The organism is Sulfitobacter sp. HI0027 (assembly GCF_001634775.1).
Lineage (GTDB): Bacteria > Pseudomonadota > Alphaproteobacteria > Rhodobacterales > Rhodobacteraceae > Sulfitobacter.
In genome coordinates, this window is sequence record NZ_LWER01000428.1 from 1 (window position 1) to 26963 (window position 26963).

General features: G+C 60.3%; 24 protein-coding genes and 1 pseudogene. 11 read left to right on the forward strand and 14 right to left on the reverse strand.

The window, feature by feature from the left end; translation table 11 throughout:
- From A3722_RS18865 to cysQ, 8 genes and pseudogenes are all read right to left on the reverse strand, one after another.
- A pseudogene (locus tag A3722_RS18865) lies at positions 1 to 199 on the reverse strand (beta-1,6-N-acetylglucosaminyltransferase); the annotation flags it as partial.
- Entirely contained in the window at positions 196 to 1182 is a 987-nt protein-coding gene (locus A3722_RS18870) for a glycosyltransferase family 2 protein (protein ID WP_201722077.1), read from the reverse strand. The gene A3722_RS18870 and the pseudogene A3722_RS18865, both read right to left, overlap by 4 nt.
- Before the next feature lie 68 nt (positions 1183 to 1250).
- Entirely contained in the window at positions 1251 to 2447 is a 1197-nt protein-coding gene (locus tag A3722_RS18875; protein WP_067626945.1) for a glycosyltransferase family 4 protein, read from the reverse strand.
- Entirely contained in the window at positions 2440 to 3423 is a 984-nt protein-coding gene (galE, locus tag A3722_RS18880) for a UDP-glucose 4-epimerase GalE (protein WP_067626943.1), read from the reverse strand. Before galE ends, A3722_RS18875 begins: the two co-directional genes overlap by 8 nt.
- 17 nt (positions 3424 to 3440) lie before the next feature.
- A complete protein-coding gene (galU, locus tag A3722_RS18885) occupies positions 3441 to 4334 on the reverse strand; it encodes a UTP--glucose-1-phosphate uridylyltransferase GalU (RefSeq protein WP_067916371.1) in 894 nt (297 codons plus the stop codon).
- A gap of 61 nt (positions 4335 to 4395) precedes the next feature.
- Positions 4396 to 5673 carry a glycosyltransferase family 2 protein gene (locus tag A3722_RS18890; RefSeq protein ID WP_067627824.1) on the reverse strand — a complete coding sequence of 426 codons (1278 nt, stop codon included), beginning with the start codon at positions 5671 to 5673 and terminating at the stop codon, positions 4396 to 4398.
- A complete protein-coding gene (locus tag A3722_RS18895; protein WP_067627828.1) occupies positions 5670 to 6470 on the reverse strand; it encodes a 3-deoxy-manno-octulosonate cytidylyltransferase in 801 nt (266 codons plus the stop codon). Before A3722_RS18895 ends, A3722_RS18890 begins: the two co-directional genes overlap by 4 nt.
- Positions 6470 to 7267 carry a 3'(2'),5'-bisphosphate nucleotidase CysQ gene (gene cysQ, locus A3722_RS18900; RefSeq protein WP_067627831.1) on the reverse strand — a complete coding sequence of 266 codons (798 nt, stop codon included), beginning with the start codon at positions 7265 to 7267 and terminating at the stop codon, positions 6470 to 6472. Before cysQ ends, A3722_RS18895 begins: the two co-directional genes overlap by 1 nt.
- Before the next feature lie 116 nt (positions 7268 to 7383).
- Here cysQ and A3722_RS18905 point away from each other — a divergent pair, with 116 nt between their 5' ends.
- Together A3722_RS18905 and A3722_RS18910 are read left to right on the forward strand one after the other, a co-directional pair.
- Positions 7384 to 8208 carry an ABC transporter permease gene (locus tag A3722_RS18905; RefSeq protein ID WP_067627834.1) on the forward strand — a complete coding sequence of 275 codons (825 nt, stop codon included), beginning with the start codon at positions 7384 to 7386 and terminating at the stop codon, positions 8206 to 8208.
- Complete coding sequence (locus A3722_RS18910) at positions 8205 to 8813, forward strand: COG3650 family protein (protein ID WP_067627837.1); 609 nt, start codon at positions 8205 to 8207, stop codon at positions 8811 to 8813. Before A3722_RS18905 ends, A3722_RS18910 begins: the two co-directional genes overlap by 4 nt.
- A gap of 51 nt (positions 8814 to 8864) precedes the next feature.
- On the opposite strand, the gene A3722_RS18915 is transcribed toward A3722_RS18910, so the two are convergent.
- Positions 8865 to 9467, reverse strand: coding sequence for an alpha-ketoglutarate-dependent dioxygenase AlkB family protein (locus A3722_RS18915; protein ID WP_067627840.1), 603 nt, complete (start codon positions 9465 to 9467; stop codon positions 8865 to 8867).
- A 207-nt stretch (positions 9468 to 9674) separates the two neighbouring features.
- On the opposite strand from A3722_RS18915, the gene dnaK reads away from it, so the two are divergent.
- From dnaK to radC, 3 genes are all read left to right on the forward strand, one after another.
- Entirely contained in the window at positions 9675 to 11594 is a 1920-nt protein-coding gene (gene dnaK / locus A3722_RS18920) for a molecular chaperone DnaK (RefSeq protein WP_067627843.1), read from the forward strand.
- An 80-nt stretch (positions 11595 to 11674) separates the two neighbouring features.
- Positions 11675 to 12823 (forward strand): molecular chaperone DnaJ, encoded by a 1149-nt coding sequence (gene dnaJ / locus A3722_RS18925; protein WP_067627846.1) that lies wholly within the window; start codon positions 11675 to 11677, stop codon positions 12821 to 12823.
- A gap of 164 nt (positions 12824 to 12987) precedes the next feature.
- Positions 12988 to 13701 carry a RadC family protein gene (gene radC / locus A3722_RS18930; RefSeq protein ID WP_236627474.1) on the forward strand — a complete coding sequence of 238 codons (714 nt, stop codon included), beginning with the start codon at positions 12988 to 12990 and terminating at the stop codon, positions 13699 to 13701.
- Positions 13702 to 13712: 11 nt separating this feature from the next.
- Here the strand turns inward: radC and A3722_RS18935 are convergent, their stop codons facing one another.
- The 3 genes from A3722_RS18935 to secA all read right to left on the reverse strand — a co-directional run bounded on the left by A3722_RS18935 (position 13713) and on the right by secA (position 19068).
- Positions 13713 to 15272 (reverse strand): substrate-binding domain-containing protein, encoded by a 1560-nt coding sequence (locus A3722_RS18935; RefSeq protein ID WP_067627852.1) that lies wholly within the window; start codon positions 15270 to 15272, stop codon positions 13713 to 13715.
- 19 nt (positions 15273 to 15291) lie between these two features.
- Positions 15292 to 16263, reverse strand: a complete 972-nt coding sequence (locus A3722_RS18940; protein WP_067627854.1) for a hypothetical protein — start codon at positions 16261 to 16263, stop codon at positions 15292 to 15294.
- Between the two features lie 102 nt (positions 16264 to 16365).
- Entirely contained in the window at positions 16366 to 19068 is a 2703-nt protein-coding gene (secA, locus tag A3722_RS18945; RefSeq protein WP_067627856.1) for a preprotein translocase subunit SecA, read from the reverse strand.
- Between the two features lie 173 nt (positions 19069 to 19241).
- Between secA and A3722_RS18950 the strand changes: the two genes are divergently transcribed.
- The 6 genes from A3722_RS18950 (at position 19242) to A3722_RS18970 (ending at position 23764) form a co-directional block, all read left to right on the forward strand.
- Positions 19242 to 20090 carry a peptidylprolyl isomerase gene (locus tag A3722_RS18950; protein WP_067627858.1) on the forward strand — a complete coding sequence of 283 codons (849 nt, stop codon included), beginning with the start codon at positions 19242 to 19244 and terminating at the stop codon, positions 20088 to 20090.
- 3 nt (positions 20091 to 20093) lie between these two features.
- On the forward strand, positions 20094 to 21320 hold the full coding sequence (gene argJ / locus A3722_RS18955; protein ID WP_067627860.1) for a bifunctional glutamate N-acetyltransferase/amino-acid acetyltransferase ArgJ: 1227 nt from the start codon (positions 20094 to 20096) through the stop codon (positions 21318 to 21320).
- Between the two features lie 4 nt (positions 21321 to 21324).
- Positions 21325 to 21723 (forward strand): (deoxy)nucleoside triphosphate pyrophosphohydrolase, encoded by a 399-nt coding sequence (locus A3722_RS18960; RefSeq protein ID WP_067627863.1) that lies wholly within the window; start codon positions 21325 to 21327, stop codon positions 21721 to 21723.
- Positions 21724 to 21840: 117 nt separating this feature from the next.
- On the forward strand, positions 21841 to 21963 hold the full coding sequence (locus A3722_RS25135) for a hypothetical protein (RefSeq protein ID WP_269084706.1): 123 nt from the start codon (positions 21841 to 21843) through the stop codon (positions 21961 to 21963).
- An 80-nt stretch (positions 21964 to 22043) separates the two neighbouring features.
- Complete coding sequence (locus tag A3722_RS18965; protein WP_067627866.1) at positions 22044 to 22961, forward strand: diacylglycerol/lipid kinase family protein; 918 nt, start codon at positions 22044 to 22046, stop codon at positions 22959 to 22961.
- Positions 22958 to 23764 carry a metallophosphoesterase family protein gene (locus tag A3722_RS18970; RefSeq protein ID WP_067627869.1) on the forward strand — a complete coding sequence of 269 codons (807 nt, stop codon included), beginning with the start codon at positions 22958 to 22960 and terminating at the stop codon, positions 23762 to 23764. Before A3722_RS18965 ends, A3722_RS18970 begins: the two co-directional genes overlap by 4 nt.
- 9 nt (positions 23765 to 23773) lie before the next feature.
- Here the strand turns inward: A3722_RS18970 and infB are convergent, their stop codons facing one another.
- A complete protein-coding gene (gene infB / locus A3722_RS18975; RefSeq protein WP_067627872.1) occupies positions 23774 to 26242 on the reverse strand; it encodes a translation initiation factor IF-2 in 2469 nt (822 codons plus the stop codon).
- Between the two features lie 9 nt (positions 26243 to 26251).
- A complete protein-coding gene (locus tag A3722_RS18980) occupies positions 26252 to 26872 on the reverse strand; it encodes an RNA-binding protein (RefSeq protein ID WP_067627875.1) in 621 nt (206 codons plus the stop codon).
- Positions 26873 to 26963: the final 91 nt, after the last annotated feature.

Genomic DNA, 26963 nt, shown 5'->3' on the forward strand with positions numbered 1-26963 from the left:
CCCACTCGCAGCGTTTGCGGGGGCTGAAATGCACATCCTTCAGGTCAGAGAGTGCCGCCACGAAAGCATCATGCGCGCGCCGGGGCACGGCCTTGTCGATGTGGATCACCACCGGGCAGCCCGCAGCAGCCCAATGGCGCGCGACCTGCTCGGCCCGGTCAAAGGCGTTGTGCACCAGCATGACGATCCCGACGCTCATGCCCAGTTCCCTTTCGACATGAGGCCTAGAATCTCTAGCTGCCGCCAGTTGATGTAGCGTTCTGACCATTTGCACCAAAGCTGCGGGTCGTCCTTTAGCTGCGCGGCATAGGCTTTGTATTCGACCGAAGCCGCGTAATGCTCGTTGCGCTGCAACTCCTCCGCCGCCTTGGCACCGAAGGTGTCGAGGAACTTAGCATGCAGCAACACGCCCGAGGCTTTCTCTCCGCCCCATTCGTCATAGACCTGATTAAGCCCGCGCGGCAGCAGCGTATGGGTTGAGCTGACATAGGCATAGCGCCGATCCCATTTGACCAGCGGCACCTTGTTCAACGCAGGGGCCTTGGCGGGTTCATCTGGGAAGAACACCCGCGCCCGTGGCCCGCCCTGAATCCAGAGGTTTCCAAACCGCCGATTGCGCGAAATGGTGTAGTTGCCGCTGTCGAACCACGACGCAATCTCAATCGGATTTTGGCCCGCTTGGTAAGGTTCTTCGTCCAGCCGCCCTTTAGGGTACATATCCAGCAACATCGCCGAAAAGCTCTTGATCGAAGAGGCATCCAGCCAGTCGGTCAACGCCCGCAGGGGCCGCGTGTCGCAGAAGGGGTAGACCAGAAATTCATCGGGATCGACCGTCAGCGCCCAATGGCCATGGGCGTATTTCATCTGCAGCCAGTTCAGCCAGTCGACGCCGAAGCGTGCCCGTTTATAGCTGGCCTTGGCGCTCCAGACCGAGACATCGGGTTGCTCGGCAAGATAGTCGAGCGAACCGTCGGTGCTGTCGTTATCGACGAAGAAGAAATGCCCGACGCCCATCTCTCGGTAGTATTTCAGGAAATAGGGCAGCCGGATGCGTTCGTTGCGCTGCGTGCAGAACACAAGGATATCGTCGCGTTTGATCTGGGCGGTGCGGTTCGCCACGCGGGTCAACTCGCGGCGTTTGCGGAAGGCGCGGATGCGCCAGCGCTTGCGTTGCAGCCGCAATCGATATGACTGAATTAAGCCCAAACCGCCCCTTACCTATCGGATCTGACCGCTTCTCTACCGCGCTATCACGTCGACTTTAACACGGTCTTGAAGTGTTCGGCCCATGTTGGCGCGATAAAAGTCGTCGCGGGGCGCGGGTCTGGCACAGATGCGGCCCATTCTTCGATTGTTCTGATCCATGAATAGGGCTCGCTCAGGGCCGCGTAAACGGCTTTGTCGCCTAGGACCTCGTGCAAGACTGGTAAATCGTTGCATAAAACACGCGATCCAAGGCTCAGCGCCTCGGCGGGCGGCAGGCCGAACCCCTCTGCGTGGCTGGGGAACAGCATCCCCGCCGCACCCTGAACCAATGCGGCCAATCCGGCGTCGCTGAGGCTTGAGAACTCGCGCACAGGGCCGCCCGCAGGCAGCCGATCAAGTCGGTCAAAGACCGCGTTGTTGTTCCACCCCCGAGCGCCGCAGATCAGCAGCAGCGGCGCGTTAGGGCCCATCTGCTGCCATAGGTCCAGCAAGAAACCATGGTTCTTGCGCGGCTCGATGGTGCCTACAACGACAAAAAAGGGAAGCTTTGGCGGCAGGCCCGCAGGCAGTTCACCGCCATCGGGCGCGGGCAGGTCGAGACCCAGATGCGCGACAACGGCAGGGGGAATCCGCCCCCGCATCTGCGCCTCGCTGCGCTGGCGCGTGTCCTGCGAGTTGTAAATCATCAAATCGGCCTGCGCAGACACCCGGTCGATTTTGGCCCGAAACGGCGCGACCGTGCCGGGGCGTTGGTAGGCGGGATGGTCCAACGGGATCACGTCATGAATAAGAACCGAAATCCGCCCCTGCGCCTTTTTCACGGCGCCCAGAACCCGGTCCGTCAGGTTGCTGTGGCCAACATTGAGATAGGCAAAGCCCGGTGGCAGATGCCGCGCAAGCAGTGAGGGCAACCCGGCAGGCAGACACCGCTCCCTTGCCAAGCGCCTGAGGTCGCTTTCCGCCCATGTTAGAGCCACACTACGCCCCCGTGGCAAGCGCGACAGAAGGTCTGCCCGCCCCCAAGGGACGCGACCTTCAAGCCGATCATGAAAGCCCCGCATCCCGTCGCGGTCCAGCAAGACATAGCCCAAAGCCGTACGCGCCACTCCAAAGAGCGGCGCGTCACCTGTCAGAAGATGTGAGAGATAGGCCAGTTCGACCCGATCAACCCCCGTCGCGACCCGCCCGACCCGTCGCAGACTGCGCGTCAGATCAAGAAGCCGTGCGGTGGGTTCAGCCATCGTAATGGCCGGTCTGGTGCCATTTCCAAGCGTCGGCAATCATCTTGTCCAAGGTCGAGCGTTTAGGCGCCCAACCCAACTCCTCTTCCGCGCGGGAAGAGCCTGACACAAGTTTGGTACAATCCCCCGGACGGCGCGCGCCGATCTCATGGGGCACCGTTTGATTGGTCACAGCGCGGCTATGGTCGAGCACTTCACGCACCGAAAAGCCACTGCCGGTGCCAAGGTTGAACACGCGGCTGCCCTTCCCGTCCTGAAGCCATTTCAGACCCAAAACATGGGCATCGACCAGATCGCAGACATGCACATAGTCCCGAATACAGGTGCCGTCGGGGGTGTCATAGTCATCCCCGAAAACAGTCAGCGCCGCGCGTTTTCCGGCAATCGCATCCAGCATCAGGGGGATCAGATGGGTCTCTGGCTGATGGTACTCACCCACTTCGCCTTCGGGGTCCGCCCCGGCCACGTTGAAATAGCGAAAGATCACATGCTGCAGACCATGGGCGGCCTCAAAGTCGCGCAGGATGTCCTCGATCGCCCGTTTGGACGCTCCATAGGCATTGATCGGATATTGTGCGCTGTTTTCGTCCAGTACCACGTTATCCTGATCGCCATAGGTCGCACAGGTCGACGAAAAGACGAATTGCTTGCAGCCCGCAGCGACCGCCGCCTCTATCAATGTGAGGGAGCCGTTCACGTTGTTGCGCCAGTAAAGCCCCGGCTCCGCCATACTTTCCCCCACTTGGCTGAGGGCGGCGAAATGCATCACCGCAATGGGCTGATGTTTCGCAAAGACCTCATCCAGCCGCGCGCGGTCCAGCAGATCGCCTTGCTCAAAGGGGCCGAATTTCACGGCATCGCGCCAGCCTGTCACCAGATTATCGAATGTGACGGGGATAAAGCCCGCCGCTTTCAATGCCTTACAAGCGTGCGAGCCGATATAGCCCGCTCCGCCCGTTACCAATACCTTTTCCATTTTGCGTTTTCCCGACCTTACTGCGCGGCCCGGTCGATTTGGGAAATACTTTGCAGATAGGCCGAAAGATCGTCGCGCAATTCCTCACGGGCGAGACCAAAGGCCACGGTCGCTTGAAGAAAGCCCGCCTTGGAGCCGCAATCGAACCGCTGCCCGCGGAACCGGAAACCATAGACATCACGGCCTTGCTCGATCTCTTGGGCGATCGCATCGGTCAGCTGGATTTCACCACCCGATCCGGATTTCAGTTTGTTGAGGTTCTTCAAAACGTTCGGCGAGAGGATATAACGCCCAATCACCGCAAGGTTCGACGGCGCTTCGTCGACGGCGGGTTTCTCTACCATCGCTTTGACCTTCACCATATCGCCGCGCTCTTCGCTGGTGTCGAGAATGCCGTAGGAAGAGGCACGGGAAGGCTCGACCTCCATTGCGGCGACCATGCTGCCGCCGGTTTCTTCATAGGCTTCGACCATCTGCTTCAGGCAAGGCTTTTCCGCCGCGATCACGTCATCAGGCAGCATGACAGCAAAGGGTTCATTCCCGATCAAACGGCGGGCGCACCAGACCGCATGGCCAAGCCCAAGCGCCTTATGCTGGCGGATGTAAGCAATCGCACCGCTGTCCATATTGGTGCTTTGAAGCGTCTCAAGAAGCTCTGTCTTGCCCTTTTTACGCAACTCCTGCTCAAGCTGCGGGGCGTGGTCGAAATAGTCCTCCAACGCGCCTTTGCCGCGCGAGGTCACGAAGATGAACTCTTTGATCCCGGCCGCCCGCGCCTCATCGATTGCGTATTGAACCAAGGGGCGGTCAACGAGGGTCATAATCTCTTTGGGCACCGATTTGGTGGCGGGCAGAAAGCGTGTCCCCATACCTGCGACAGGGAAAACCGCCTTTGTTACCTTCTTGCGCATGTTAATCCTTACAACTTATTCGAAAAATACAGAACGCCACGGTAAATCCACCTGCGTCTTTTTAACGGCTACGATCATCGCTGAAACCGCGCTGTCTGGCAACTCGCTTAACTTCTCTTTTCAGCCGATCACACCGCCGCATTAAGCGAAAAACCGCGTCATCCCGGGCGGATTTTCCGTATATTCCACCTGTTTGCAGCCAAATAGCGTGGGTCGGATCAAAGGCAACGCGATGGTAGAGCGCCGTTGGCGAAAGGCTGATCAGGGTGACGATCTCTCCGGCTTGCGCCCATTTTGCAGCTTTTGCCCGGTCTCGTGCCAGTTTTATAGGCCGGGTGAAGATCGCCACGCTGCGCCGCGGGCGGGCGGGAAAGGGGCGAAAGGGGCTGTTGGCTGTGCGCGGTACGGTGGTGCTGACGATGGGGCGCTTCAGCCCCTCGGCGTGGCCTTCATCCAGTCTGCGCAGCAGACGGGGAACATCGCTTGGCTCTAACCCGCCGCTTATCAGATGGCGCAGCAACCGGCGGCGCTCTGCCGCGCGAAGGTACGCCCATTGCGCGGCACGGTCCTGCGGGGCCAGATGTTTGCGATGGAACACGGCCCAGCTTGCCCCGATATCGAAAAGATCACGCGGCACGCGGTTGGCGCTGCGCATCGCATTGGCGGCGAAACCGTGATGGACCTCGGCCAGCGGCACGATTGCGGTGGCATGGCCTGCCCGCGCCAGTCGCATGTTCAGGTCGGTTTCATCGAGATAGTAATGAAAGGCCGGGTCAAAACCGCCCACCTCCACCAAGACATCGCGCCGAAAGGCCATATTGGTGCCTTCGGTTTTGATCGCCCCCCCGGGCGGGGGGGGCAGAATGCTGGGCGTTTCGGGGTCTACATCAAGGTTTTCCGGCTCTCCCAAAGCGTTCAGTTGGCGCGCGCGGTATTGGAACGAGATGCCGTTTCGCCCCCTGACGAAACCGGTCATCGCCGCGACGCCGGGCCGTTGCGCAGGTTCCAGCAGGTGGCGCAGCCACAGCGGCTCTGGCACGGCATCATCATCGATAAAGGCCACGACCTCCCCCGCGGCCTCGGCGATGCCAAGGTTGCGCGCGGCAGAGATGTTCGGACTGTCATAAGTGACCAGCTTCAGGGCCTCGGCAAAGACCATGTCGCGGGCCACGGTGATCCCTGCGGGATCGGCCACGACGATGACTTCGAAAGGGGCGTATTGAAGTAGCTCCACCCCCGTCAGACAACGCCGCAATGCCTCGGGCCGGTCCCGGCTGACGATCACGACGCTGACAGGCACGCCGCTTTCCAGCGTGGCACTGACGGGGGTGGTGGTCATTCCAGACCCATTTTCGCCATCATAGCTTCGAGCTTCGGCACGTCTTCGGGGTTGTTCAATTCCCAGAACTCGCGGCCCTTGGCCTCAACCTCGGCGCAGAGCACCGGGCGGCCATTCTCAAGGAAACGGAGCTGTTCCAGCCCCTCCAACTGCTCCAAGGGGCCGACAGGCCAGCTGGGGTAGCGCGCCAGCGCGTTGGGGCGGTAGGCATAGACACCGACATGATGGAAAACCGGGGTCATATCAGTCTCTGTATAAGGCTTTCCGGTATAGGGAACGACCTCTTTCGAGAAATAGAGCGCCTGATTATCGGCCCCGAAAACCGCCGTCGTGCCCCCGACGCGGCCCGCCTTGCGGTCGCCCAGAAGACTGTTCAGCGTGGCACCGTCGCAACGCAGCACCGGGGTAGCGATCTCGGCATCGGGATTGTCTTTCAACCCCTGCACCAGCCCTTCGACGAACCAATGCGGCGTTAGCGGTGCGTCGCCTTGCAGGTTGACCACGATGTCATAGCTCCCGCCCAGCGCGGCATGTGCTTCGGCGCAGCGTTCGGTGCCGTTGGCGCAGGCTTCCGAAGTCATCACGACCTCGGCGCCGAAACCTTCTGCGGCCTCGCGAATGCGGTCGTCGTCGGTGGCCACCACCACACGATCGACGCCCGAAACCGCGCTGGCGGCCCGCCAACTGCGCTCAATCAGGGACTGCTTTTGCCCCGTAGCCCCGGTGAGGGCCACAAGCGGTTTGCCGGGATAGCGGGTGGAGGCATAGCGGGCGGGGATGACGATCAGAACAGACATCAGCCCGCTTTCAACTCAACACCCGGGGCATGGGCGATGAAGAAGGGGTTGGCGAAATCTTCCTTGCCGTAGGCCAGCGGGGTGAGGTCATCGAAACGCACCACTGCGCCGCCTGCCCCGTTCAGCACCGCATGGCCTGCGGCGGTGTCCCATTCCATCGTGCGGCCCAAACGCGGGTAGAGATCGGCCTCTCCGGTCGCGACCAGACAGAACTTTAGCGACGACCCTGCCGAGGTCATGTCCCGCACGCCGTATTTGCCGATGTAATCGTCAGTCGCCTGATCGCGGTGTGATTTGGAGGCGACGACCATCAGCGCCGTGTTGTCTGGATTAGAGACTGAAATCGCCTTGGTTTCGCCAAGCTGCCCTTTGGCAAATGCGCCCGTCTCCTCGACCGATTGACCGTCGGCTTGGGTAAAGAACATCCGGGATTTGGCAGGGGCATAGACCACGCCGCGCGTCGGCACGCCGCCTTCGACCAGCGCGATGTTCACCGTGAAATCCCCGCGGCGGTGGACGAATTCCTTGGTGCCATCAAGCGGGTCAACGATGAGAAATGTATCGCCTTTGGCGGTATGGGTCGCAGCCTGTTCTTCAGTGACCAGCATGACATCGGGAAAGGCAGCGCGAAGCCCTTCGGAAATGATCGCATCGGCGGCTTCGTCGGCGGCGGTGACGGGGCTGTCGTCGGATTTCGATTTCACCTCGAAATTATCCTGACCGTAGATCTCCATGATCTTATCCCCTGCTTCCAATGCCAGCCGCCGCATTTCTGCGACCAATTTCTCGTAATCCATTTTGCCTCCGGCCCTGCGGGCTGTCGTTGCTTCAATTAACCGTTTCCCTTATGCTGTGCAGCTAACGGAACAGCAAGAATTCCGTGCCACGTTAGGGCTTCGTCAAGGACGCGCGCATGTTCCAATCTTCCAGAAAGCCGAAATCCGGCTTTGGCTCGGCTCTCTCCATTGCAGAGTTGGTTTACCATTCTGTGGTGCGCAACGTGCGCAAACAGCACAACAACGCCTTCATCGCCATCGCGATGAACATGCTGCAAACGGTGATGTTCGTGGTGGCCTTCTATGTGATGTTCTCAATCCTCGGGATGCGCGGGTCTGCTGTGCGCGGTGATTTTCTTGTCTATCTGATGTCTGGCATCTTTCTTTATCTCACTCATGTGAAGGCTCTGGGCGCGGTCGCCGGGTCAGAGGGGCCGGCAAGCCCGATGATGCAGCACGCCCCGATGAATACGATCATCGCCATCGCTTCGGCGGCGGTCGGATCGCTCTATATTCAGGTGCTGTCGCTCTTTGTGATCTTGTTTATTTACCACGTGGCGGTGACCCCGATCTCCATCGATCAGCCCTTTGCCGCTTTCGGGATGATGCTTACCGCGTGGTTTACCGGCTGTGCGCTTGGGTTGGTGATGCTGGCGATCAAGCCGTGGTTTCCGTCCTTCGTGACGATTTTTTCGACCGTCTATCAACGTGCCAATATGATCGCCTCGGGCAAGATGTTTCTCGCCAACTCTCTGCCCGGCTATATGCTGGCGATGTTTGATTGGAACCCGCTGTTTCATAGCATTGATCAGGCGCGCGGCTTTGCCTTCATCAATTACAACCCGCGCTACAGCAGTTGGGAATACCCGCTCTGGGTTGGTCTGGTGCTTTTGATGATCGGGCTGATGGGCGAATTCTATACCCGCCGCCATGCGTCGATCAGTTGGAATGCGCGGCGGTGAGACTGCTGGCGGCCCTTCTCTGCCTCTGGGCGCTGCCTGCCTCGGCAACGCAGGAGGCATGGCCCGCTCTTTACGATGTCAGTGGGGTCGCGGCGGATGACGTGCTAAACATTCGCCAAGCACCTGACGCAAGCGCCCCGATCGTCGGCAGCCTCAAGCCCGACGCTGAAAATATCGAAGTGATCCGCCCCGACGACCATCACGGCTGGGGCTTGGTAAACAGCGGCGAAGGGCGCGGCGGGGTCTCCCTTCGCTACCTCACCCGACAATCTGGGCAATGGGCTGGTGCGATGCCACCCGTGGCGCGCTGTGGGGGGACGGAGCCGTTCTGGTCCTTCGATGTGACCGGCGAAACGCTGAGCTATGATGCATTAGCGGACAGCCCACGCGATTTTCGTATCACGCAGTCCGGGGCGGCGCAGGGTCGGCGTGACAGCTTTCATTTTATTGGTGAGGGGCCGCAGGGCGCGGCGATCGCCACACTGTCGACCCGCGCCTGTAGTGACGGCATGTCAGACCGCGCCTATGGGCTTGCTGTCGACCTCCTTTTGCAAGGAAATGACGGCTGGCAACACCAAACGGGATGCTGTTCGCTCAGCCGCTGAAACGACGGACTTTTCAAAAAAGTCCGTCGCCGTTTTCTTTAAAAGAAAACGTCACTCCACCACCCGAAGCGTCAGATTGATCCGCCCCCCTTTGGGCAGCAGCGTCGACGTGCCAGGCTTGATCCGGTCCACCCCGTGGTAGGTCAACCGTGCCTCTCCGCCCATGACCACCACATCGCCTGACTGCAGCCAGATCGATTCCGTCTTACCGCCTCGGGTCAGGTTGCCGATCCGAAACAACCCGTCATCCCCCAAAGAGACCGAGACCACGGGCCACTGAAAGTCCGCCTCATCCCGGTCCTGATGCAGCCCCATGCGCGCATCGGCATCGTAGTAATTGATCAAGCAGCATTCGGGACGACGCTCCAACCCCGTCAACTTGTCCCAGATCGCCAGAATCGGTGCGGGGATCTCGGGCCATGGCTGCCCGTCGGGGTGTTCGGTGACGTAACGATACCCGCGCCGATCCGAGAACCAGCCATAGCGCCCCGCCGCCGTCATGCGAACCGACATGCGCCCGCCACGCGGCACCTCAGGGCGAAAGAACGGCGCCTGCCGCACCACACCGCGCACCGCGTCCAGCACCTCCTGCTGGGCCGCTCTTCCCAGAAATTCTTTGTGGATATCGAAGCCCCGCAGGCGCAAAGCAGTCATTTTTCTTTCTTCCTCACTCGTTTGGCAAAAACATCACGGAATCGCGACCATCCTGACCAGCCAATGGTTGCAGGGTGCAAATACCCTCCCTATATACGCTCCGAACCGTCGAAGGCACGTGGTCTTCGATGTCAACAGATCGGGGCAGGATGCCAAAACGGGTCCGCGTCTCGTGTCATCGCCTTAGATTCAAAGAGGGATCGAAACATGTCCAAAGTAATCGGTATTGACCTTGGCACCACCAACAGCTGTATCGCCATCATGGATGGCAGCCAGCCGCGTGTGATCGAAAACGCCGAAGGCGCGCGCACAACGCCGTCGATCGTTGCTTTCACCGACGATGAGCGCCTTGTCGGCCAGCCAGCAAAACGCCAGGCGGTCACCAACCCAGAAAACACTGTCTTCGGCGTCAAGCGCCTGATCGGCCGCCGCAACGACGATGCGGATCTGGCCAAAGACAAAAAGAACATGCCGTTCAACGTCATTGATGGCGGCAACGGCGACGCATGGGTCGAAGCCCGCGGTGAGAAATACTCCCCAAGTCAAATCTCGGCCTTCATTCTTGGTAAGATGAAAGAAACCGCAGAAAGCTATCTGGGTGAGGAAGTCACGCAGGCGGTTATCACCGTGCCCGCATATTTCAACGACGCCCAGCGTCAGGCGACCAAAGACGCCGGCAAGATCGCCGGTCTCGAAGTGCTGCGGATCATCAACGAGCCGACAGCCGCCGCGCTGGCCTATGGCCTCGACAAAGAGAATACGCAAACCATCGCGGTCTATGACCTTGGCGGCGGTACATTCGACGTGACCATCCTTGAGATCGACGACGGCCTCTTCGAAGTGAAATCCACCAACGGCGACACGTTCCTTGGTGGTGAAGACTTTGACATGCGCATCGTCAACTACCTTGCGGATGAGTTCAAAAAGGCCAACGGCGTTGACCTCACGCAAGACAAGATGGCGCTGCAGCGTCTGAAAGAAGCTGCCGAGAAAGCGAAGATTGAGCTTTCTTCCTCCAGCCAGACCGAGATCAACCAGCCCTTCATCTCGATGGGCAAGGACGGCTCGCCGCTGCACATGGTCATGAAGCTGACCCGCGCCAAGCTGGAAAGCCTTGTGGGTGACCTGATCAAAGCGTCGATGAAGCCCTGCGCCGCCGCGCTGAAGGATGCGGGCCTCTCGGCATCCGACATCGACGAAGTCGTGCTGGTCGGTGGTATGACCCGGATGCCGAAAGTCGCAGAAGAAGTGACCAAATTCTTCGGTAAAGAGCCGCACAAGGGTGTGAACCCTGACGAAGTCGTGGCCCTTGGTGCCGCCATTCAGGCCGGTGTTCTGCAAGGCGATGTGAAAGACGTGGTTCTGCTGGACGTGACACCGCTGTCCTTGGGCATTGAGACCCTTGGTGGTGTCTTCACCCGCCTGATCGACCGTAACACCACGATCCCGACGAAAAAGTCTCAGGTCTTCTCGACCGCCGAAGACAACCAGAACGCTGTGACGATCCGGGTTTTCCAAGGTGAGCGTGAGATGGCAGCCGACAACAAGATGCTCGGTGCCTTCAACCTTGAGAATATCCCGCCTGCCCCACGCGGCATGCCACAGATCGAAGTGACCTTTGACATCGACGCCAACGGCATCGTGTCTGTGGGCGCGCTCGACAAAGGCACCGGCAAAGAGCAGAAGATCACGATCCAAGCATCGGGCGGTCTGTCGGATGCGGATATCGACAAGATGGTGAAAGACGCCGAAGAGAATGCCGAGGCGGACAAATCCCGTCGCGAGCTGATCGAAGCGAAAAACCAAGCGGAATCGCTGATCCACTCGACCGAAAAGTCGCTGGAAGAGCATTCCGACAAGGTTGACCCGACCACCGTCGAAGCGATCGAACTGGCCATTGCCGCGCTGAAAGACGAACTGGAAACCGACAACGCCGACAAGATTAAATCCGGCATCCAGAACGTCACCGAAGCGGCCATGAAACTGGGCGAGGCGATCTACAAGAACGCTCAGGAAGAAGGCAACGACGACACGGCGCAGCCTTCGGATGCTCAGCAATCGCAGGGTGGCGACGACGACATCCTCGACGCCGAGTTCGAAGATCTGGACGACGACAAGCGCGCGTAAGCGTGAAACGGAACCTGTGAAAGGGCCGGTCCGTCAGACGGGCCGGCCCATCACGTTCCAGCGCAGGAGCATGATAACCCATGGCAAAACGTGACTACTACGAGGTGCTTGGCGTTGCCAAAGGGGCCTCTGCCGACGAGATCAAGAAGGCCTACCGCAGCAAGGTCAAAGACCTTCACCCCGACCGCAACAAAGACAACCCAAACGCCGAAGCCCAGTTCAAAGAAGTGGGCGAAGCGTATGACGTGCTGAAAAGCGACGACAAAAAAGCGGCCTATGACCGCTACGGCCACGCCGCCTTTGAAGGTGGCATGGGCGGCGGGCGTCCCGGCGGCGGCATGGGCGGCGGTCAGGGCGATTTCTCTTCGGCCTTTTCCGACGTCTTTGACGATCTTTTCGGTGACTTCATGGGCCAACGTGGGGGTGGCGGCGGACGCCGTGCCGCACGCGGTGCCGACTTGCGCTACAACCTGCGCATCTCGCTCGAAGATGCCTTCTCGGGCATGCAAAAGTCGATCACCGTCCCGGCCTCTGTCCAGTGCGACTCTTGTGATGGCAGCGGTGCCGAAGGCGGCGCAGAGCCTTCGACCTGCCCCACCTGTTCTGGCATGGGTAAGGTCCGCGCACAGCAGGGTTTCTTCACTGTTGAACGCACCTGCCCCACCTGCTCTGGCATGGGTCAGATCGTCAAGAATCCCTGCAAGAAATGCCGCGGCGCGGGCCGTGTTGAGAAAGAGCGCACGCTCTCGGTCAACATCCCCGCTGGTGTTGAAACCGGCACCCGTATCCGGCTGGCCGGTGAGGGCGAAGCGGGCATGCGCGGGGGGCCGTCGGGGGACCTCTATATCTTTATCGAAGTGGCCGATCATGAACTCTTTGAGCGTGACGGGCCGAACCTGTTCTGCCGCGTTCCCGTATCGATGAGCACAGCCGCCTTGGGCGGCAATATCGAAGTGCCCACCATCGATGGTGGCCGTGGCCGCGTGCAGATCCCTGCAGGCAGCCAATCGGGCCGTCAGATGCGTCTGCGTGGCAAGGGCATGCCGCCGCTGCGGGGCGGTGGCGTCGGTGATATGATCATCGAACTGGCGGTTGAGACCCCGGTGAACCTGACCAACAGACAGAAAGAACTGCTGCGGGAGTTTGAGGGCGAAGCCCAGAACAATAACCCAGAAAGCAGCAATTTCTTCTCTTCTGTCAAATCCTTCTGGGATTCGATGAAGGGTTAAATTTGGCCGGGTGAGGCGTATCGCGCGCCTCACCCGCAACCCTAGGTGCACAAGGTAAATAGGACGTGAAAACCCTGTTAACCGAATCCTAACCACCTTAGCGCAAAACTCTGGTCATGACCCGTGCCCCGAGAACCTTGGCTGATCAGCCCCTTCCCTTCCTAATGGACGAAGCGCGCAGACCGCCGTCCAATACGGGCAAACAACCCTCTTATATCGCAGACCACCGCCAGCGCCTCCGCAGCCGTTTTGTCCATGGGGGCGCCGCCGCCATCCCGGATTATGAGATGCTTGAGCTTGTCCTTTTCCGCGCCATCCCCCGCCGTGATGTGAAACCGCTGGCGCGGGAACTTCTGGACCGGTTCGGTGACTTTAACCGCGTCATCACCGCCCCTGCCGCCCGCCTGCGCGATATCAAAGGTGTTGGCGAAGCGGTGATTGTCGAGCTCAAGATCGTTGAGGCTGCGGCCCAGCGGCTGGCCCGGGCGAAGGTGCTACAGCGGCATATCGTGTCCTCTTGGGACGCTCTGCTGGACTATTGCCACACCACCATGGCCCATCTGGAGATGGAGCAGTTTCGCGTTCTCTACCTCGACCGCAAGAACATCCTCATCGCGGATGAGGAACAGGCGAAAGGCACGGTCGATCATGTCCCGGTCTATCCGCGCGAGGTTGCAAAACGCGCGCTTGAACTGAACGCCAGCGCGATCATCCTTGTCCACAATCACCCCTCGGGCGACCCCAGCCCATCAAGATCGGACATCGACATGACCCGGCAGGTCGCCGCCGCCTGTGACGCCTTGGGGCTGACCCTGCATGACCACCTGATCATCGGCAAATCGCGCGAGCTGAGTTTTCGGAGCGAAGGACACCTTTAGGCACGGGCCCCTTAGCGCACCCAAACCTCAACCCGACGGTTGGCTTGTCGGCCCCACTCGCTGTCATCGCAGGCAATCGGCATCGCCTCGCCAAAGGCATCTACCCGCAGATCGATCCGCGACAGGTTGGCGGTCACCGCGGCGGCGCTGACGGCACGTTGAACCGCCTCGGCCCGGCGCAGCGCGATCTCGCGGTTGGCCCTTGCTTCGCCCTCTCCATCGCTGAAGCCCACGAACATCAACCGCCGCGCGTCATATTGCCCCTGCTCCAGCGCCCGCGCCAATTGCTGAACGTTAGAGCGCGACTGTGCGTCAAGCCGGATCGAGCCTGCCTCGAACCGGAAAGAGGTCGTCAGCCGCGCCATCGGCACCAGCGTCGCCGTCATGCGCTGCAATTCTTCCAGCGGGGTTTCGATCCCCGCCGTGATAATGGCATTGGCAAAGCGGTTGCCCTGTTCCTCTACCGGGATTTCTTCGGGCGTCTGATCCACGAAACCGGCTCTACGGATCACGATCTGCGCCGAGGGGCCGCGGGTAAAGGCGAGAAACTCGCGCGTGATCAGCGGCAGCCTACGCGCCGGGAAATAGAGGAACATCGGCGCGGTCAGCGGGTAGTCTTCGGTTTTGATCGTGCGCCGCGCGGCATCTAGCGCAAAGCCACAGTTACCGCCAAGGGTCAGCACCTCGGTCCCGCCCTGTTCGGCATAGCTGGTGATCCCAAGGGCAAAGACATCCCGCGCGACCGCCTCTGCCAGCGCGTCAGGCATGGTGTGGCGCGTAACATCGCCGCTCAGTTCCAGTCCGGCGGGCGTTAATACCTGATCCACAATGGCTTGGCTCAAGCCGCTGTCGGCGGTGGGCAGATGCAGTTCAATGGGCGCGTCCGGCCCGCCAAGGCGCTGCCAGTTCTTAATCTCACCGGAAAACACCCGGGCCAAGGTCAACGGCGAGATCTGTTTCACCGGATTGGACGGGGCAACCACAGGCACCACCGCATCAAGCGCCAGCACCCGGCTGCGATTGGCGCCGGTCAGATCGCCCAGCCCCAACTCGCGGGCATTTATCCGCTCCTCGCGGCGCACTTCGCGCAGGGCCATCACCACATCGGCCTCATCCGCCAGAAGATCGGCAAAGCCTTCGTTGGTGTTGGTCGCCCGGAAATCAAATCGCGCAGCCAGTTTGCCATCATCCTGACGCGAAAGCAGAAGCGCGAAACGCCCGCCTTCCCCGTCTTCGCGGTTGACCGTATAGCCCTGCCGCGCCGCGAAGGCTTCGATCAGCGCGGGCATCAGCACCGCCCCCATGGTCGCCGAGCCCGAGAACCGCACCTCGGCCACGAAATCTTCAAGGTTGGGGCAACCCGGCCCGGCGCATGACACGCCACTGCTGTCGACGGTCAGCTCGCCGTAGTCGGTTTCGACGCGATAGAATTCGCCGTCAAAGCCCAGCAAGGTGCCGCTGAGTTCAACGCTGCCATCGCGCGAGGTCAGCGCGATATCCTGCGCCGCGCTCGCAGCCGCCGTAAAAAGCAAAAGTGCGGCGCTGATCGCCGCACGTTTCAACCCGTTCATCAAGACCTACCCGGTTGCGTCAGTTCTGCGCGACTTTCAGGTCTTGGAGCAAATTATTCAACACCAGAAAGTTGCCAACCGCATCACAGTCCGGCACAGCGAGGGTCAAGTTCTGGGTTTTCACCGGATCGTCGCCACGCAATTCCAGCGCCTGTGCTTCGATCTCAAGCCCGCAGTTGGCCTCGCTCACCTCTGCCTCGACACTGAGCGCGACATCGCCCTCCTGCGCCGCTTTGGCGACCGGGAAGCTATAGACTTCGGCCATCAACGGCTCAGCGGTGTCGGTGTCGCCATTGCGGGTCATGAAGCCGCCTTCGCCCAGCACAGCAGCGGTCATATCGCGCGGGGCGCCGGACCAGACATGGCCCGCATCGCCGTAATCCGCGCCGAACTCACGGGCGTGAAGCTCAAACCCCGCGGTGCCTTTCCATTGCAGCACGACACGGTTGAAATCAGACAATTCGGGCACAGTGGTCTGCGCCACAGCGCCGTCACCATTGCCAAAGGCAAGGATGAACACAGCCTCTTCCGCGAGGGCCGGGACGGAGACGGACAACCGCCCTTTGTCATCGGTGACTTCGGTAAAGATCATGCCGTTGTGGTGCACGGTCAGCCGTTCATTCGGCAGACAGGCCGCATCCAAGCTGAGCTTCACCATCGCGGCGGCCACGGCGTCTGCGGTGGCGATGATATCGCAGGTCGCGGGGATCGCGGTGCTGTGGCTCTCAGGTGCGGGCGGCAGGCTTTGAGGGGCTGCGGCTTTGACCACCCGGTCATCCAGCGTTGGCAACGCGATGGGACTGTCCAGCGCGGCAGAGGTCAGGGTGATGCCCTCAACTTCAAGCAGCGCGCCATTGTCGGCCACCAGACGCTGCGCGTCAGCCGCGCCATAACGCTGCTGCGCCGTGTCAGAGCTTTGCATGACATAGCCGATGCCCACAGCACAGGTGAGAGTGCCGACAGCCGTCAGAATTTCTTTAGTGCGCCACATCACAAGTCTCCTTCAACGGATTCGTTGGAGACTTTATGAGCGGGGATCAGGGCCGGGGTATGGCCCTGAAACGCCAAGTTATGGGCGAAAAGATGTCGCGGCTCAGGTGATCTGGCCGTGGCAGTGCTTGAACTTCTTGCCAGAACCACAGGGGCAGAGATCGTTCCGGCCCGGGTTGCCCCATGTGGACGGATCGTTTTCGTCAAAGCCCGGTGCGGCGGCCTCGGCCTGCTCAGATGCCTCATCTGCGGCCTCGGTGGCAGCGGCCTGCATGGCGGCCTGACGGGTGGCCATTTCCTGCATCATCTCGCGACGCTGCTCTTCGCTCATCGGTTGGATTTGCCCCAGTTTCTGGGTCACGTCCTGCCGCAGACTGTCGAGCATCGTCTCGAACAGTTGGAAGGCTTCGTTTTTATACTCGTTCAGCGGGTCGCGCTGCGCGTAGCTGCGAAAGCCCACGACCGAACGCAGATGTTCCAGCGTCAGCAGGTGGTCGCGCCATTTGGTGTCGATGGCCTGCAACAACAACTGTTTCTCGATGTTGCGCATGTTCTCTTCGCCGAAAGCCTCGGCCTTTTTTGCCATCAGCTCATCCGTGGACTGCATCAGACGTTCGCGGATCACCTCGTCATCCACGCCGTCTTCTTCGCACCATGCGATGATCGGCACATCGACGTTCAACTGTTCGATCACCGCGGCATAGAAACCTTGGGTGTCCCACTGATCGGCGTAGGTTTTGGGCGGCATATAGGTGTCGATCAGATCGTCGATCACCTGCTCGCGCATGTCGGTGACGATCTCATTGAGGTTGTCCGCCTCCATGATATCGCGGCGCTGGCCAAAGATCACTTTACGCTGCTCGTTCATCACGTCGTCGAACTTCAAAAGCTGCTTGCGGATGTCAAAGTTGCGGCCCTCGACCTTCGCCTGCGCGCGCTCCAGCGATTTGTTCACCCAAGGGTGCACGATGGCTTCGCCTTCTTTCAGACCCAGCGTGGTCAGAACCTTCTCCAGCCGTTCCGAGCCGAAGATACGCATCAAGTCATCTTCGAGCGACAGGAAGAAAGAGGTGCGGCCCGGATCGCCCTGACGGCCCGAACGGCCCCGCAACTGGTTGTCGATGCGGCGGCTCTCGTGACGCTCGGACGCCAGAACATAAAGACCACCGGCCTCCAGCACCTTCTGCTTTTCCTCGGCGTGCTGCGCTTCGATCTGGGCGCGGATGTTGGCCGGATCGGCCTCCGGATCGGCATCCAGCGCGTCGAGCACTTTGAGCTCGACGTTGCCGCCCAGCTGAATGTCGGTGCCGCGGCCCGCCATGTTGGTGGCGATGGTCACGGCGCCCAGCTTGCCAGCTTCGGCGATGATCTGCGCTTCTTGCTCGTGCTGGCGGGCGTTGAGCACGTTATGCTCGATCCCGTCGGCGGTCAGCATGGCGCTGAGCTGTTCAGACTTTTCGATTGAGGTGGTGCCGACAAGGCAAGGCTGACCCTTGGCGTGGGCCTCCTTCACCTTTTCAATCATCGCCTCGTATTTCTCGCGCGCGGTGCGGTAAACGGCATCGTCTTCGTCGACACGGGCAATCGGCACGTTGGTCGGCACTTCGACAACGCCAAGGCCGTAAATCTCGGCGAATTCCTCAGCTTCGGTCAGGGCCGTGCCGGTCATGCCGCCCAGTTTGTTGTAAAGACGGAAGTAGTTCTGGAAGGTAACGCTTGCGAGGGTCACGTTCTCGGGCTGGATATCGACGCCCTCTTTGGCCTCGATCGCTTGGTGCAGACCATCCGACAAGCGGCGGCCCGGCATCATGCGGCCCGTGAATTCGTCGATCAGCGTCACCGCGCCATCGCGGACGATGTAATCTTTGTCGCGCTGGAACAGCTTGTGCGCGCGCAGACCTTGGTTGACGTGGTGCACGATAGTCGTGCTTTCGGGATCATAAAGGGTCATCCCCTCTTCGATCAGATCACGGGCGCGCAACTGCTCTTCGAGGAACTCATTGCCCTCGTCGGTGAAGGTCACGTTGCGGGTTTTCTCGTCGAGCTCGTAATGCTCATCAGTCAGCGAGGGGATCAGCGCGTCGATGATCTGGTACATCTCCGAGCGGTCCTGCGAGGGGCCAGAGATGATCAGCGGCGTCCGCGCTTCGTCGATCAGAATACTGTCGACCTCGTCCACGATGGCAAAGTTATGCCCGCGCTGCAGCATGTCCGACAGGTTCGACTTCATGTTGTCGCGCAGATAATCGAAGCCCAACTCGTTGTTTGTGGCATAAGTGATGTCGCAGGCATAGGCCGCGCGCTTCTGGTCTTCGGGCATGCCGGAATAGGCAACACCAGTGGTCAAGCCCAACGCGCCAAAGACTTTACTCATCCATTCGGCGTCACGTTTCGCGAGGTATTCGTTCACCGTCACCACATGCACGCCTTTATGCGTGAGCCCGTTGAGGTAGGCTGCAAAGGTCGCAGTCAGGGTCTTGCCCTCACCGGTCTTCTGCTCGGCGATATTGCCTTGATGCAGGAAGATGCCGCCCAGAAGCTGGGTGTCGAAGGCGCGCAGGCCAAGGGTGCGGCGCGCAGCCTCGCGACAGTTGGCAAAGGCTTCGGGCAGCAGATCGTCAAGGTCCTCGCCCGCATCGGCCCGCTTGGCCAACTCTTCCGTGCGCAGCTTGATCTCGTCGTCGCTTAGCTTTTCGAACTCAGGCTCCAGCGCATTGATCCGTGCCACAAGCGGACGGGTCGCCTTGATCTTCCGGTCGTTTGGCGTGCCAAAGACCTTTTTGGCGATTGTTCCGATACCCAGCATGTAATCTCCCGCCGAAGTTATGATGTCTTGCGCCGATCTGGTTGCCGAGCGCCATGGCAGCCCATAGATAGTGGATGAGCCCGCGCCTCTCAGCGCCATAAGGCGATGTAAGGGGCGTGCCATACACTGTCAATGTAGCAGCCCTGCTACGAAGGAAGCGATTGGATCCAACCATGCAAAAACCCCTCACTTTTCTGTCGTCTTTGGCGCTTGCCGCCGCTGTGGCGCTCCCTGTCGCCGCCCAAGACGAACCGAGTGTCGACACGGTTGTTGCCACCGTCAACGACACTGAAATCACGCTTGGCCATATGCTCGTGGCGCGTGCCAGCCTGCCGCAGCAGTATCAGCAACTGCCTGATGACGTGCTGTTCCAAGGGATCCTCGATCAGCTTGTGCAGCAGACAGCCCTTGCCGACAGCTTTACTGGCGAATTGCCGCCGCGCGTGACCCTGTCGATCGAAAACGAGACACGCTCGCTCACCGCTGGTGAGGCGATCGAAGGCGTCATGGCCGAAGATGTCAGCGACGAAGAACTGCAAGCCGCCTATGACGCGCAGTACAAAGACGCCGAGCCTGAGCAGGAATTCAACGCCTCGCATATCCTTGTCGAAACCAAGGAAGAAGCCGACGCGATCAAGGTTGAACTCGACGGCGGCGCGGACTTTGCCGAAGTCGCCAAAGAGAAATCGACCGGCCCCTCCGGCCCCGGTGGCGGTTCCTTGGGTTGGTTCGGCCCCGGCATGATGGTCCCCGAGTTTGAAGAAGCCGTCGCCGGCATGGAAGCAGGTGGCGTGTCTGAGCCGGTGGAAACTCAGTTCGGTTGGCATGTTATCAAGCTGAACGAGACCCGCACAGGCGAAGCGCCCGTGCTGGAAGATGTGCGCGAAGAGCTTGAGACCCAAGTGCGCCAGACCAAAGTGCAGGAAGCCATCGAAAGCCTGACCGAGGCCGCCGAGGTTGACCGCAGCGCCGCCGAAGGCATCGACCCGACTGTTCTTAAAAACATTGAATGGCTGAACTGACCCATGGGTAAATCACTGGCTGTCTCGCCGCTCGCCCCGGCCCGTTTTCCCGACCTTCCGGTTATTGACGGCGTGACATTCGCCACCATCGCCGCTGGCGTCCGCTATCAAGGGCGCACCGATGTGATGTTGGCGAAGCTGGCACCGGGCAGTGCTGTGGCGGGGGCGTTCACACGCTCTGCCACCCGCGCGGCCCCGGTGCTGGACTGCCAGGCAAAAATCGGCGGCGCCTCGGATGAGGGCGCCGCCATCGTCGTGAACTCCGGCAATGCCAACGCCTTTACCGGGCGGGGCGGCACCGACGCGGTCGAGGCGATTACCGCCGCCACCGCCGAAGCCTGCGGCGTGCCGCAATCGCGGGTTTTCACGTCGTCCACCGGCGTCATCGGCGAACCCCTGCCCCACGAACGGATCACCGCCGTGCTGGGCGACCTCCACGCGAAACTCGACCCTGCGGGCATCGAAGACGCCGCGCGGGCCATAATGACAACGGATACTTTCCCCAAAGGCGCCAGCGCGACCGTAGAGATCGACGGCAAAACTGTCTCTATCGCGGGGATCGCCAAAGGCTCGGGCATGATCGCGCCCGATATGGCCACCATGCTGGTCTATATCTTTACCGATGCGGGTATCGCGACAGATGCGCTGCAACACCGCCTCTCGACCCATACCGAGACGACATTCAACTGCATCACCGTCGACAGCGATACTTCCACCTCTGACGCGCTGATCATGGCCGCGACAGGGGCCTCAGGTGTCGATGTGTCGGATAACGAAGCCTTCGACGCGGCGCTGCGTGACGTGATGATGGACCTTGCACATCAGGTCGTCAAAGACGGCGAAGGCGCGCAGAAGTTCGTCGAAGTGGCCGTCACCGGTGCCTCCAACGATGACGAGGCCAAGGTCCACGCCATGGCCATCGCCAATTCGCCGCTGATCAAAACCGCCATCGCTGGGGAAGACCCCAACTGGGGCCGCGTCGTCATGGCCATCGGGAAATCAGGCGCTCCGGCAGACCGCGACCGCCTGTCGATCCGCTTTGGGGACATCGAAGTCGCCCGCGACGGCTGGCGCAGCCCCGACTATTCCGAAGAAGATGCCGCCGCCCATATGAAGGGCCAGAATGTCGTCATTGGCGTTGATCTGGGCCTCGGCGAAGGCCGCTGCACCGTCTGGACCTGTGACCTTACCCACGGCTACATCGACATCAACGCCGACTACCGGTCCTGATCCGATGAAGACAGTGCTCGTTTCCGCCGCGGCCTTGATCGATATCGATGGCCGCGTGCTTTTGGCACAGCGGCCCGAAGGTAAGCCAATGGCGGGCCTATGGGAGTTTCCCGGCGGCAAGATCGAACCCGGTGAAACGCCAGAGGCGGCGTTGATCCGGGAGTTGCACGAAGAGTTGGGGATCGAGACATGGGCATCCTGTCTCGCGCCGCTGACCTTTGCCAGCCACAGCTACAGTGATTTTCATCTGCTGATGCCGCTTTTTGCCTGTCGCAAATGGGGCGGCACCCCGGTTTCGCGCGAAGGGCAGACCCTGAAATGGGTACGTCCCAATGAAATGCGCGGCTATCCGATGCCCGAAGCAGACGTGCCGCTCATATCAATATTGCGTGATTGGCTCTAGCCTAGAGTGGCAGAATTGCACTAGTGATCCCCAATCACTCAGCATGTTGCGGATTTTTTAACCCAAAGCGCACCATCCTGAGGCAGAGTTGTAACATCTGTATGAAAGGGTGCCGACATGTTGAGAACCATCGCAATCGGAAATTCCATTTACGTTCAGGGTATTTTTGTAAAAATGTTGGCGGGCGGTCGCATGGCCGTTCAAGTCGACGGTAAGATTTTCGAAGGCAAACCAGTCTGAAAAATCTGCGTGGAACGCCTATTTAGGTGAACAAATAGGCGTTCCACCGCGTTTCCCCTGAGCATTTGGCAGGGGATTTTATGTCATCGAAGCGCGCTATTGTCATCCTGAACCGCGGTTCGGGCCGTCAAAACGGTGACCAAGCCGAAAGCACTATCCGATCCGCCTTTGCGCGGCACGGGGTCACGGCGGAATTCATTCACATCGACAAACGGAACGATCCTGCCAGTGCAGCCCGGCAGGCTTTGTCTATGGCCGAAGGCATCATTGCCGTGGCCGGGGGGGATGGCACGATCTCTGGCGTGTCCTCGGCCATGAAGGATCAGGACCGCCCGCTTGGCATCATCCCGCAGGGCACCTTCAACTATTTCGCGCGGTCGATGGGCATCCCAGAAGATCTTCAAGAGGCGGTTGATGTCATCGCAGGCGGCGAAAGCCGCGCGGTGCATGTGGCGACGATCAACGGTGAGACATTCTTGAACAATGCCAGCATCGGCGCCTACCCGGCAATCCTCAAGACCCGGGAGGGCATCTATCGCCGCTGGGGCCGCAGTCGGATCGCCGCTTATTGGTCGGTGATCAAAGCCTTGATAGATTTTCGCACGTCGCTCAAGCTGACCATTGTGGTCGACGGCAAGGAGACCGACCTTCGCACCCCGCTTGTATTTGCCGTCAACAACGCCTTTCAATTGGATCAAATGGGGCTCGACGGGCAAGACTGTATCGCGCGCGGCGATATGGTGCTGCTGGTCGCCCCCGACACCTACCGCTTTGGACTGCTACGCCATGCTGTGGCTCTGGCGACGGGCATGGCGAAACATCATACCGACTACGAAATGCTCTGCGGGTCAGAGATCGAAATACGCATGAAACAGCGCAAACGATATGTCGCGCGGGACGGAGAGATTGCAGTGATGAAGGGCCCCTTTAGGCTCACCCGTGCAACCTCTCCCATCCATATTTTCGTCCCCCGCGCCTCTGGAAAGGACGTGCGATGAGCCGCTTGATCCACTTATCCGACCTGCACTTCGGCAAGGACCGGCCCGACCTTCTTATGCCCCTGTTGGAGGCCGTGAACGGCTATGACCCCGATCTGGTGATCATCTCGGGCGATCTGACCCAACGGGCGAGGGAAAAGGAATACCGTGCGGCGCGGGCCTTTATCGACCGGATCAATGCGCCTGTCTTGAGCGTGCCGGGCAACCACGATATCCCCCTGCACCGCCCCTTTACCCGGTTCTTGGCCCCTTGGCGTTACTACCGGCGCTGGATCCATCACGATCTGACCCCGGTGCACGAGGGCGCGGATTTCGTCGCTGTGGGGATCAACACCGTCGACCGCTTCAAATGGCAGACCGGCAAACTGGGCCTGCGCCGTTTGGGGCGGGCCTGCCGTGCCTTGTCGCGCGGCGGGAAGAACACGTTGCGCATTGCGGTGTGCCATCATCCGCTGGATCACCCCAATGAAACCCACAAGCGGCCCATTCCGGGCGCGCAGCGGGCCTTGAAACGGCTTCTGGACTGCGGCGCGGACCTGATCCTGTCAGGCCATCTGCACATCTGGCACGCGGGCACCTTTGCCCACCCGGCACCGGAGCATGACGGCCATCTGGCGATCCAGTTGCATGCAGGCACCAGCCTGTCGTCGCGCCAGCGCGGGGAGCCGAATGATTTCAATCTGATCGACATCTCGCCCCTGCACGTCAACCTTGCGCGGATCAGCTTTGACGACGGCAAAAAGGCCTTCACAAAAGCAGAGGCCCGGCAATTTGACCGGGCCTCTGGGGAATTTGTCTTGTAAGCGCTTGGCTTAGGCCAATGTGCGGGTCACTTCTTCGCGCTCGAAAATCTCGATCACATCGTCGGGACGAATGTCATCGTAGTTCTCGAATGCCATGCCGCATTCCTGACCGGACTGAACCTCGGGCACTTCGTCTTTGAAGCGCTTGAGCGTTTTCAGCGTGCCTTCGTGGATCACGACGTTGTCGCGCAGCAGACGCACACCGGCGCTGCGGCGGGCGACGCCCTCGGTGACCAGACAGCCTGCGACTTTGCCCACACCGGTGACCTTGAAGACTTCTTTGATGTTGGCATAGCCAATGAAGTTCTCTTTGATCTCGGCGCTGAGCAGGCCGCTTGCAGCCGCTTTCACGTCATCCACAAGGTCATAGATGACCGAGTAGTAGCGGATTTCGACGCCCTTCTGGTTCGCAGTGTTCCGCGCCGAAGCATTGGCACGCACGTTGAAGCCCATGATCGGTGCGCCCGAAGCTTCGGCCAGACCGACATCCGTCTCGGTGATCGCGCCCACACCGGAGTGCAGAACCCGAACGCGGACTTCGTCGTTGCCGATTTTCTCCATCGCTTGAACGATCGCTTCGGCAGAACCCTGCACGTCGGCTTTGACCAAGATCGGCAGCTCGCTGACGTCTTCGTTCGCCTTGGCATTGGCCATAAGCTGTTCCAGCGTCGTCGCAGCACCAGCAGCGGCACGTTTGTCCTTAGCTGCATTGGCGCGGTATTCAGCGATTTCGCGAGCCTGCGCTTCAGTTTCAGTGACGTTCAGAACGTCACCGGCTTCTGGCGTGCCGTTGATGCCAAGCACCTCAACCGGCACCGAAGGACCTGCTTCTTTGACGCGCTCGCCTTGGTCGTTGATCAGCGCACGAACCTTACCGTACTGCTCACCCACAACAAAGATATCACCCTGACGCAGCGTGCCGTTCTGAACCAGAACAGTCGCAACAGGGCCGCGGCCCACATCAAGCTGCGCTTCGATCACCGCGCCCACTGCGGCCCGGTTCGGGTTCGCCTTGAGTTCGAGGATTTCAGACTGCAGCGCGATGGCTTCGAGCAGCTCGTCCAGACCTTGGCCCGTTGCGGCCGAGACTTCGACGTCCTGCACATCGCCAGACATCTTCTCGACGATGACTTCGTGCTGAAGCAGATCGGTACGAACCTTGTCGGGATTTGCAGCAGGTTTATCGATCTTGTTGATTGCCACGATCATCGGCACTTTGGCCGCTTTCGCGTGGGCAATCGCCTCGATCGTTTGCGGCATCACGGCGTCATCCGCCGCGACCACCAGAACCACGATATCCGTAACCTGAGCCCCGCGCGAACGCATGGAGGTAAAGGCCGCGTGGCCGGGGGTGTCGAGGAAGGACAGCACCGCGCCATTGTCGGTCGTGACCTGATAGGCACCGATGTGCTGGGTGATCCCGCCGGCTTCGCCAGCAACCACTTTCGCATTACGGATCGCGTCGAGCAGCGATGTTTTACCGTGGTCAACGTGGCCCATGATCGTGATCACAGGTGGACGACCTTGCAGGTCTTCGGGCTTGTCTACGATCTCTTTGATGACATCTTCGACATCAGAGTCGCTGACGCGCACAACCTTGTGGCCAAACTCTTCGATGATGAGTTCAGCGGTATCCGCGTCGATGGTTTCATTCTGCGTGACCATCATGCCGTTCTGCATCAGCGCTTTTACAACAGCGCCGGTCTTTTCGGCCATACGGTTGGCAAGCTCGGATACAACAATTGCCGGGGGCAGATTGACGTTGCGCACGATCTTCTCGCGCTCAACCTGACCACCCATGGCTTTTTGACGCGCACGCTCTTGCTTGCGCTTCATCTGCGCCATGGAACGCTGACGGCCACCTTCACCACCGTTGAGGGCTTGGTTCACTGTCAGCTTACCAGAACGGCGGCTGTCGCCACCCTTGCTACGCTTCTTGGTTTCGTCGCGGTCACGCTCTGTGGTTTTACGCGGCGTTGCGGCGGGCATGGGTTTGTTGCCCGGCTCACGCGCGGCGGCAGGTTCTGGCGCGGGAGCAGCAGCAGCCGCTTCGGCCTCTGCTTTGCGGCGCGCGTCTTCCTCGGCTTTCGCCTTGAGGCTTTCCTCGCGCTCACGCTCTTCGCGTTCTTTGGCTTCAATCTCGGCCCGGCGGCGCTCACGCTCTTCGGCGCGGGCCTTTTCCTCGGCCTCACGTGCTGCGGCTTCCTCAACCTCACGGGCTTTGGCAGCCTGAACGGCCTTCAGACGACGCTCCATCTCGGCATCGGTGATGCCTGCGGGGCGCTTCTTGGGATCCCCAATCGGCCCGGCACCCGGCCCGGTTGGTTTCTGGCCACCCGGCTTGGGCACCACAACACGCTTGCGCTTGGTTTCGACCACAACGTTCTTGGTCCGCCCGTGGCTAAAGCTTTGCTTTACATTCCCCGGACGTGCGCCGCCGCGCAGACCCAATGTTTTCTTGCCGTCACTATCGCTCATGAAGCTCGTCTATCCTTTCGGATGGCCGCTGCCACCCTCGTTTACGCGCACGCCTTTAAGTCGTCCGGCTTCCTCTACAACACGTTGCGTGAGTCCGCCAGAGGCGAGCGCCCCATGTATCACAGTTTGGCGACCGAATGCCAAACCCAATTCATCGGCTGTCAACCAACCGATGTAATGGCCATAGTGTGGGGTGCTCAGCTTGGACTTACCGCGCCCTGACCCGTCTACGGCCTGTATCAATACTTCGGCCTCTTCGGTTTGCAACCAACCTTTGACCTTTTCGTAGCCGGCGACCGCCTTGCCTGCCTTGCGCTGGAGCGAGATCAAGTCCACCACCCGGCGCGCCAATTGTTGTTCTACTTCGTCGATCAACCCGTCTGGCAGCGTGACCGGCTGTTTCGCCGACCGAGCAAAGGCCTTTTTCTTTACCGCAAGTTCCAGCGCGGCACGGTCAGCCGAGACATAGATGCCCCGGCCCGGCAGTTTACCCAAGATATCCGGGTAAACCTGATTGTCCGGGCCGATCACAAAACGGATCAACCCGTGTTTTGGCTGCACGTCGCCCGTGGCGATGCACTTGCGTTCCGCACCGTCTGAACGGTCATTCGAGGCGCCACCGCGTCCCATGTGCAACCCCCGAGGCCCGCTTAGGCCTCGGGGGTTGCACATGGGACGCGGTGGCGCCTCGAATGACCGTTCAGACGGTGCGGAACGCAAG

Bases quoted from the DNA above. Each gene is read 5' to 3' on its own strand.
- argJ (WP_067627860.1), top strand. From the start codon at position 20,094: ATGGGTAAATCACTGGCTGTCTCGCCGCTCGCCCCGGCCCGTTTTCCC.
- A3722_RS18890 (WP_067627824.1), bottom strand. From the start codon at position 5,673: ATGACCACCACCCCCGTCAGTGCCACGCTGGAAAGCGGCGTGCCTGTC.
- A3722_RS18980 (WP_067627875.1), bottom strand. From the start codon at position 26,872: ATGGGACGCGGTGGCGCCTCGAATGACCGTTCAGACGGTGCGGAACGC.
- secA (WP_067627856.1), bottom strand. From the start codon at position 19,068: ATGCTGGGTATCGGAACAATCGCCAAAAAGGTCTTTGGCACGCCAAAC.
- dnaK (WP_067627843.1), top strand. From the start codon at position 9,675: ATGTCCAAAGTAATCGGTATTGACCTTGGCACCACCAACAGCTGTATC.
- A3722_RS18950 (WP_067627858.1), top strand. From the start codon at position 19,242: ATGCAAAAACCCCTCACTTTTCTGTCGTCTTTGGCGCTTGCCGCCGCT.
- A3722_RS18915 (WP_067627840.1), bottom strand. From the start codon at position 9,467: ATGACTGCTTTGCGCCTGCGGGGCTTCGATATCCACAAAGAATTTCTG.
- A3722_RS18875 (WP_067626945.1), bottom strand. From the start codon at position 2,447: ATGGCTGAACCCACCGCACGGCTTCTTGATCTGACGCGCAGTCTGCGA.
- cysQ (WP_067627831.1), bottom strand. From the start codon at position 7,267: ATGGATTACGAGAAATTGGTCGCAGAAATGCGGCGGCTGGCATTGGAA.
- A3722_RS18905 (WP_067627834.1), top strand. From the start codon at position 7,384: ATGTTCCAATCTTCCAGAAAGCCGAAATCCGGCTTTGGCTCGGCTCTC.
- A3722_RS18965 (WP_067627866.1), top strand. From the start codon at position 22,044: ATGTCATCGAAGCGCGCTATTGTCATCCTGAACCGCGGTTCGGGCCGT.
- radC (WP_236627474.1), top strand. From the start codon at position 12,988: ATGGACGAAGCGCGCAGACCGCCGTCCAATACGGGCAAACAACCCTCT.
- A3722_RS25135 (WP_269084706.1), top strand. From the start codon at position 21,841: ATGTTGAGAACCATCGCAATCGGAAATTCCATTTACGTTCAGGGTATT.
- A3722_RS18935 (WP_067627852.1), bottom strand. From the start codon at position 15,272: ATGAACGGGTTGAAACGTGCGGCGATCAGCGCCGCACTTTTGCTTTTT.
- infB (WP_067627872.1), bottom strand. From the start codon at position 26,242: ATGAGCGATAGTGACGGCAAGAAAACATTGGGTCTGCGCGGCGGCGCA.
- A3722_RS18940 (WP_067627854.1), bottom strand. From the start codon at position 16,263: ATGTGGCGCACTAAAGAAATTCTGACGGCTGTCGGCACTCTCACCTGT.
- galU (WP_067916371.1), bottom strand. From the start codon at position 4,334: ATGCGCAAGAAGGTAACAAAGGCGGTTTTCCCTGTCGCAGGTATGGGG.
- A3722_RS18960 (WP_067627863.1), top strand. From the start codon at position 21,325: ATGAAGACAGTGCTCGTTTCCGCCGCGGCCTTGATCGATATCGATGGC.
- A3722_RS18970 (WP_067627869.1), top strand. From the start codon at position 22,958: ATGAGCCGCTTGATCCACTTATCCGACCTGCACTTCGGCAAGGACCGG.
- dnaJ (WP_067627846.1), top strand. From the start codon at position 11,675: ATGGCAAAACGTGACTACTACGAGGTGCTTGGCGTTGCCAAAGGGGCC.
- galE (WP_067626943.1), bottom strand. From the start codon at position 3,423: ATGGAAAAGGTATTGGTAACGGGCGGAGCGGGCTATATCGGCTCGCAC.
- A3722_RS18895 (WP_067627828.1), bottom strand. From the start codon at position 6,470: ATGTCTGTTCTGATCGTCATCCCCGCCCGCTATGCCTCCACCCGCTAT.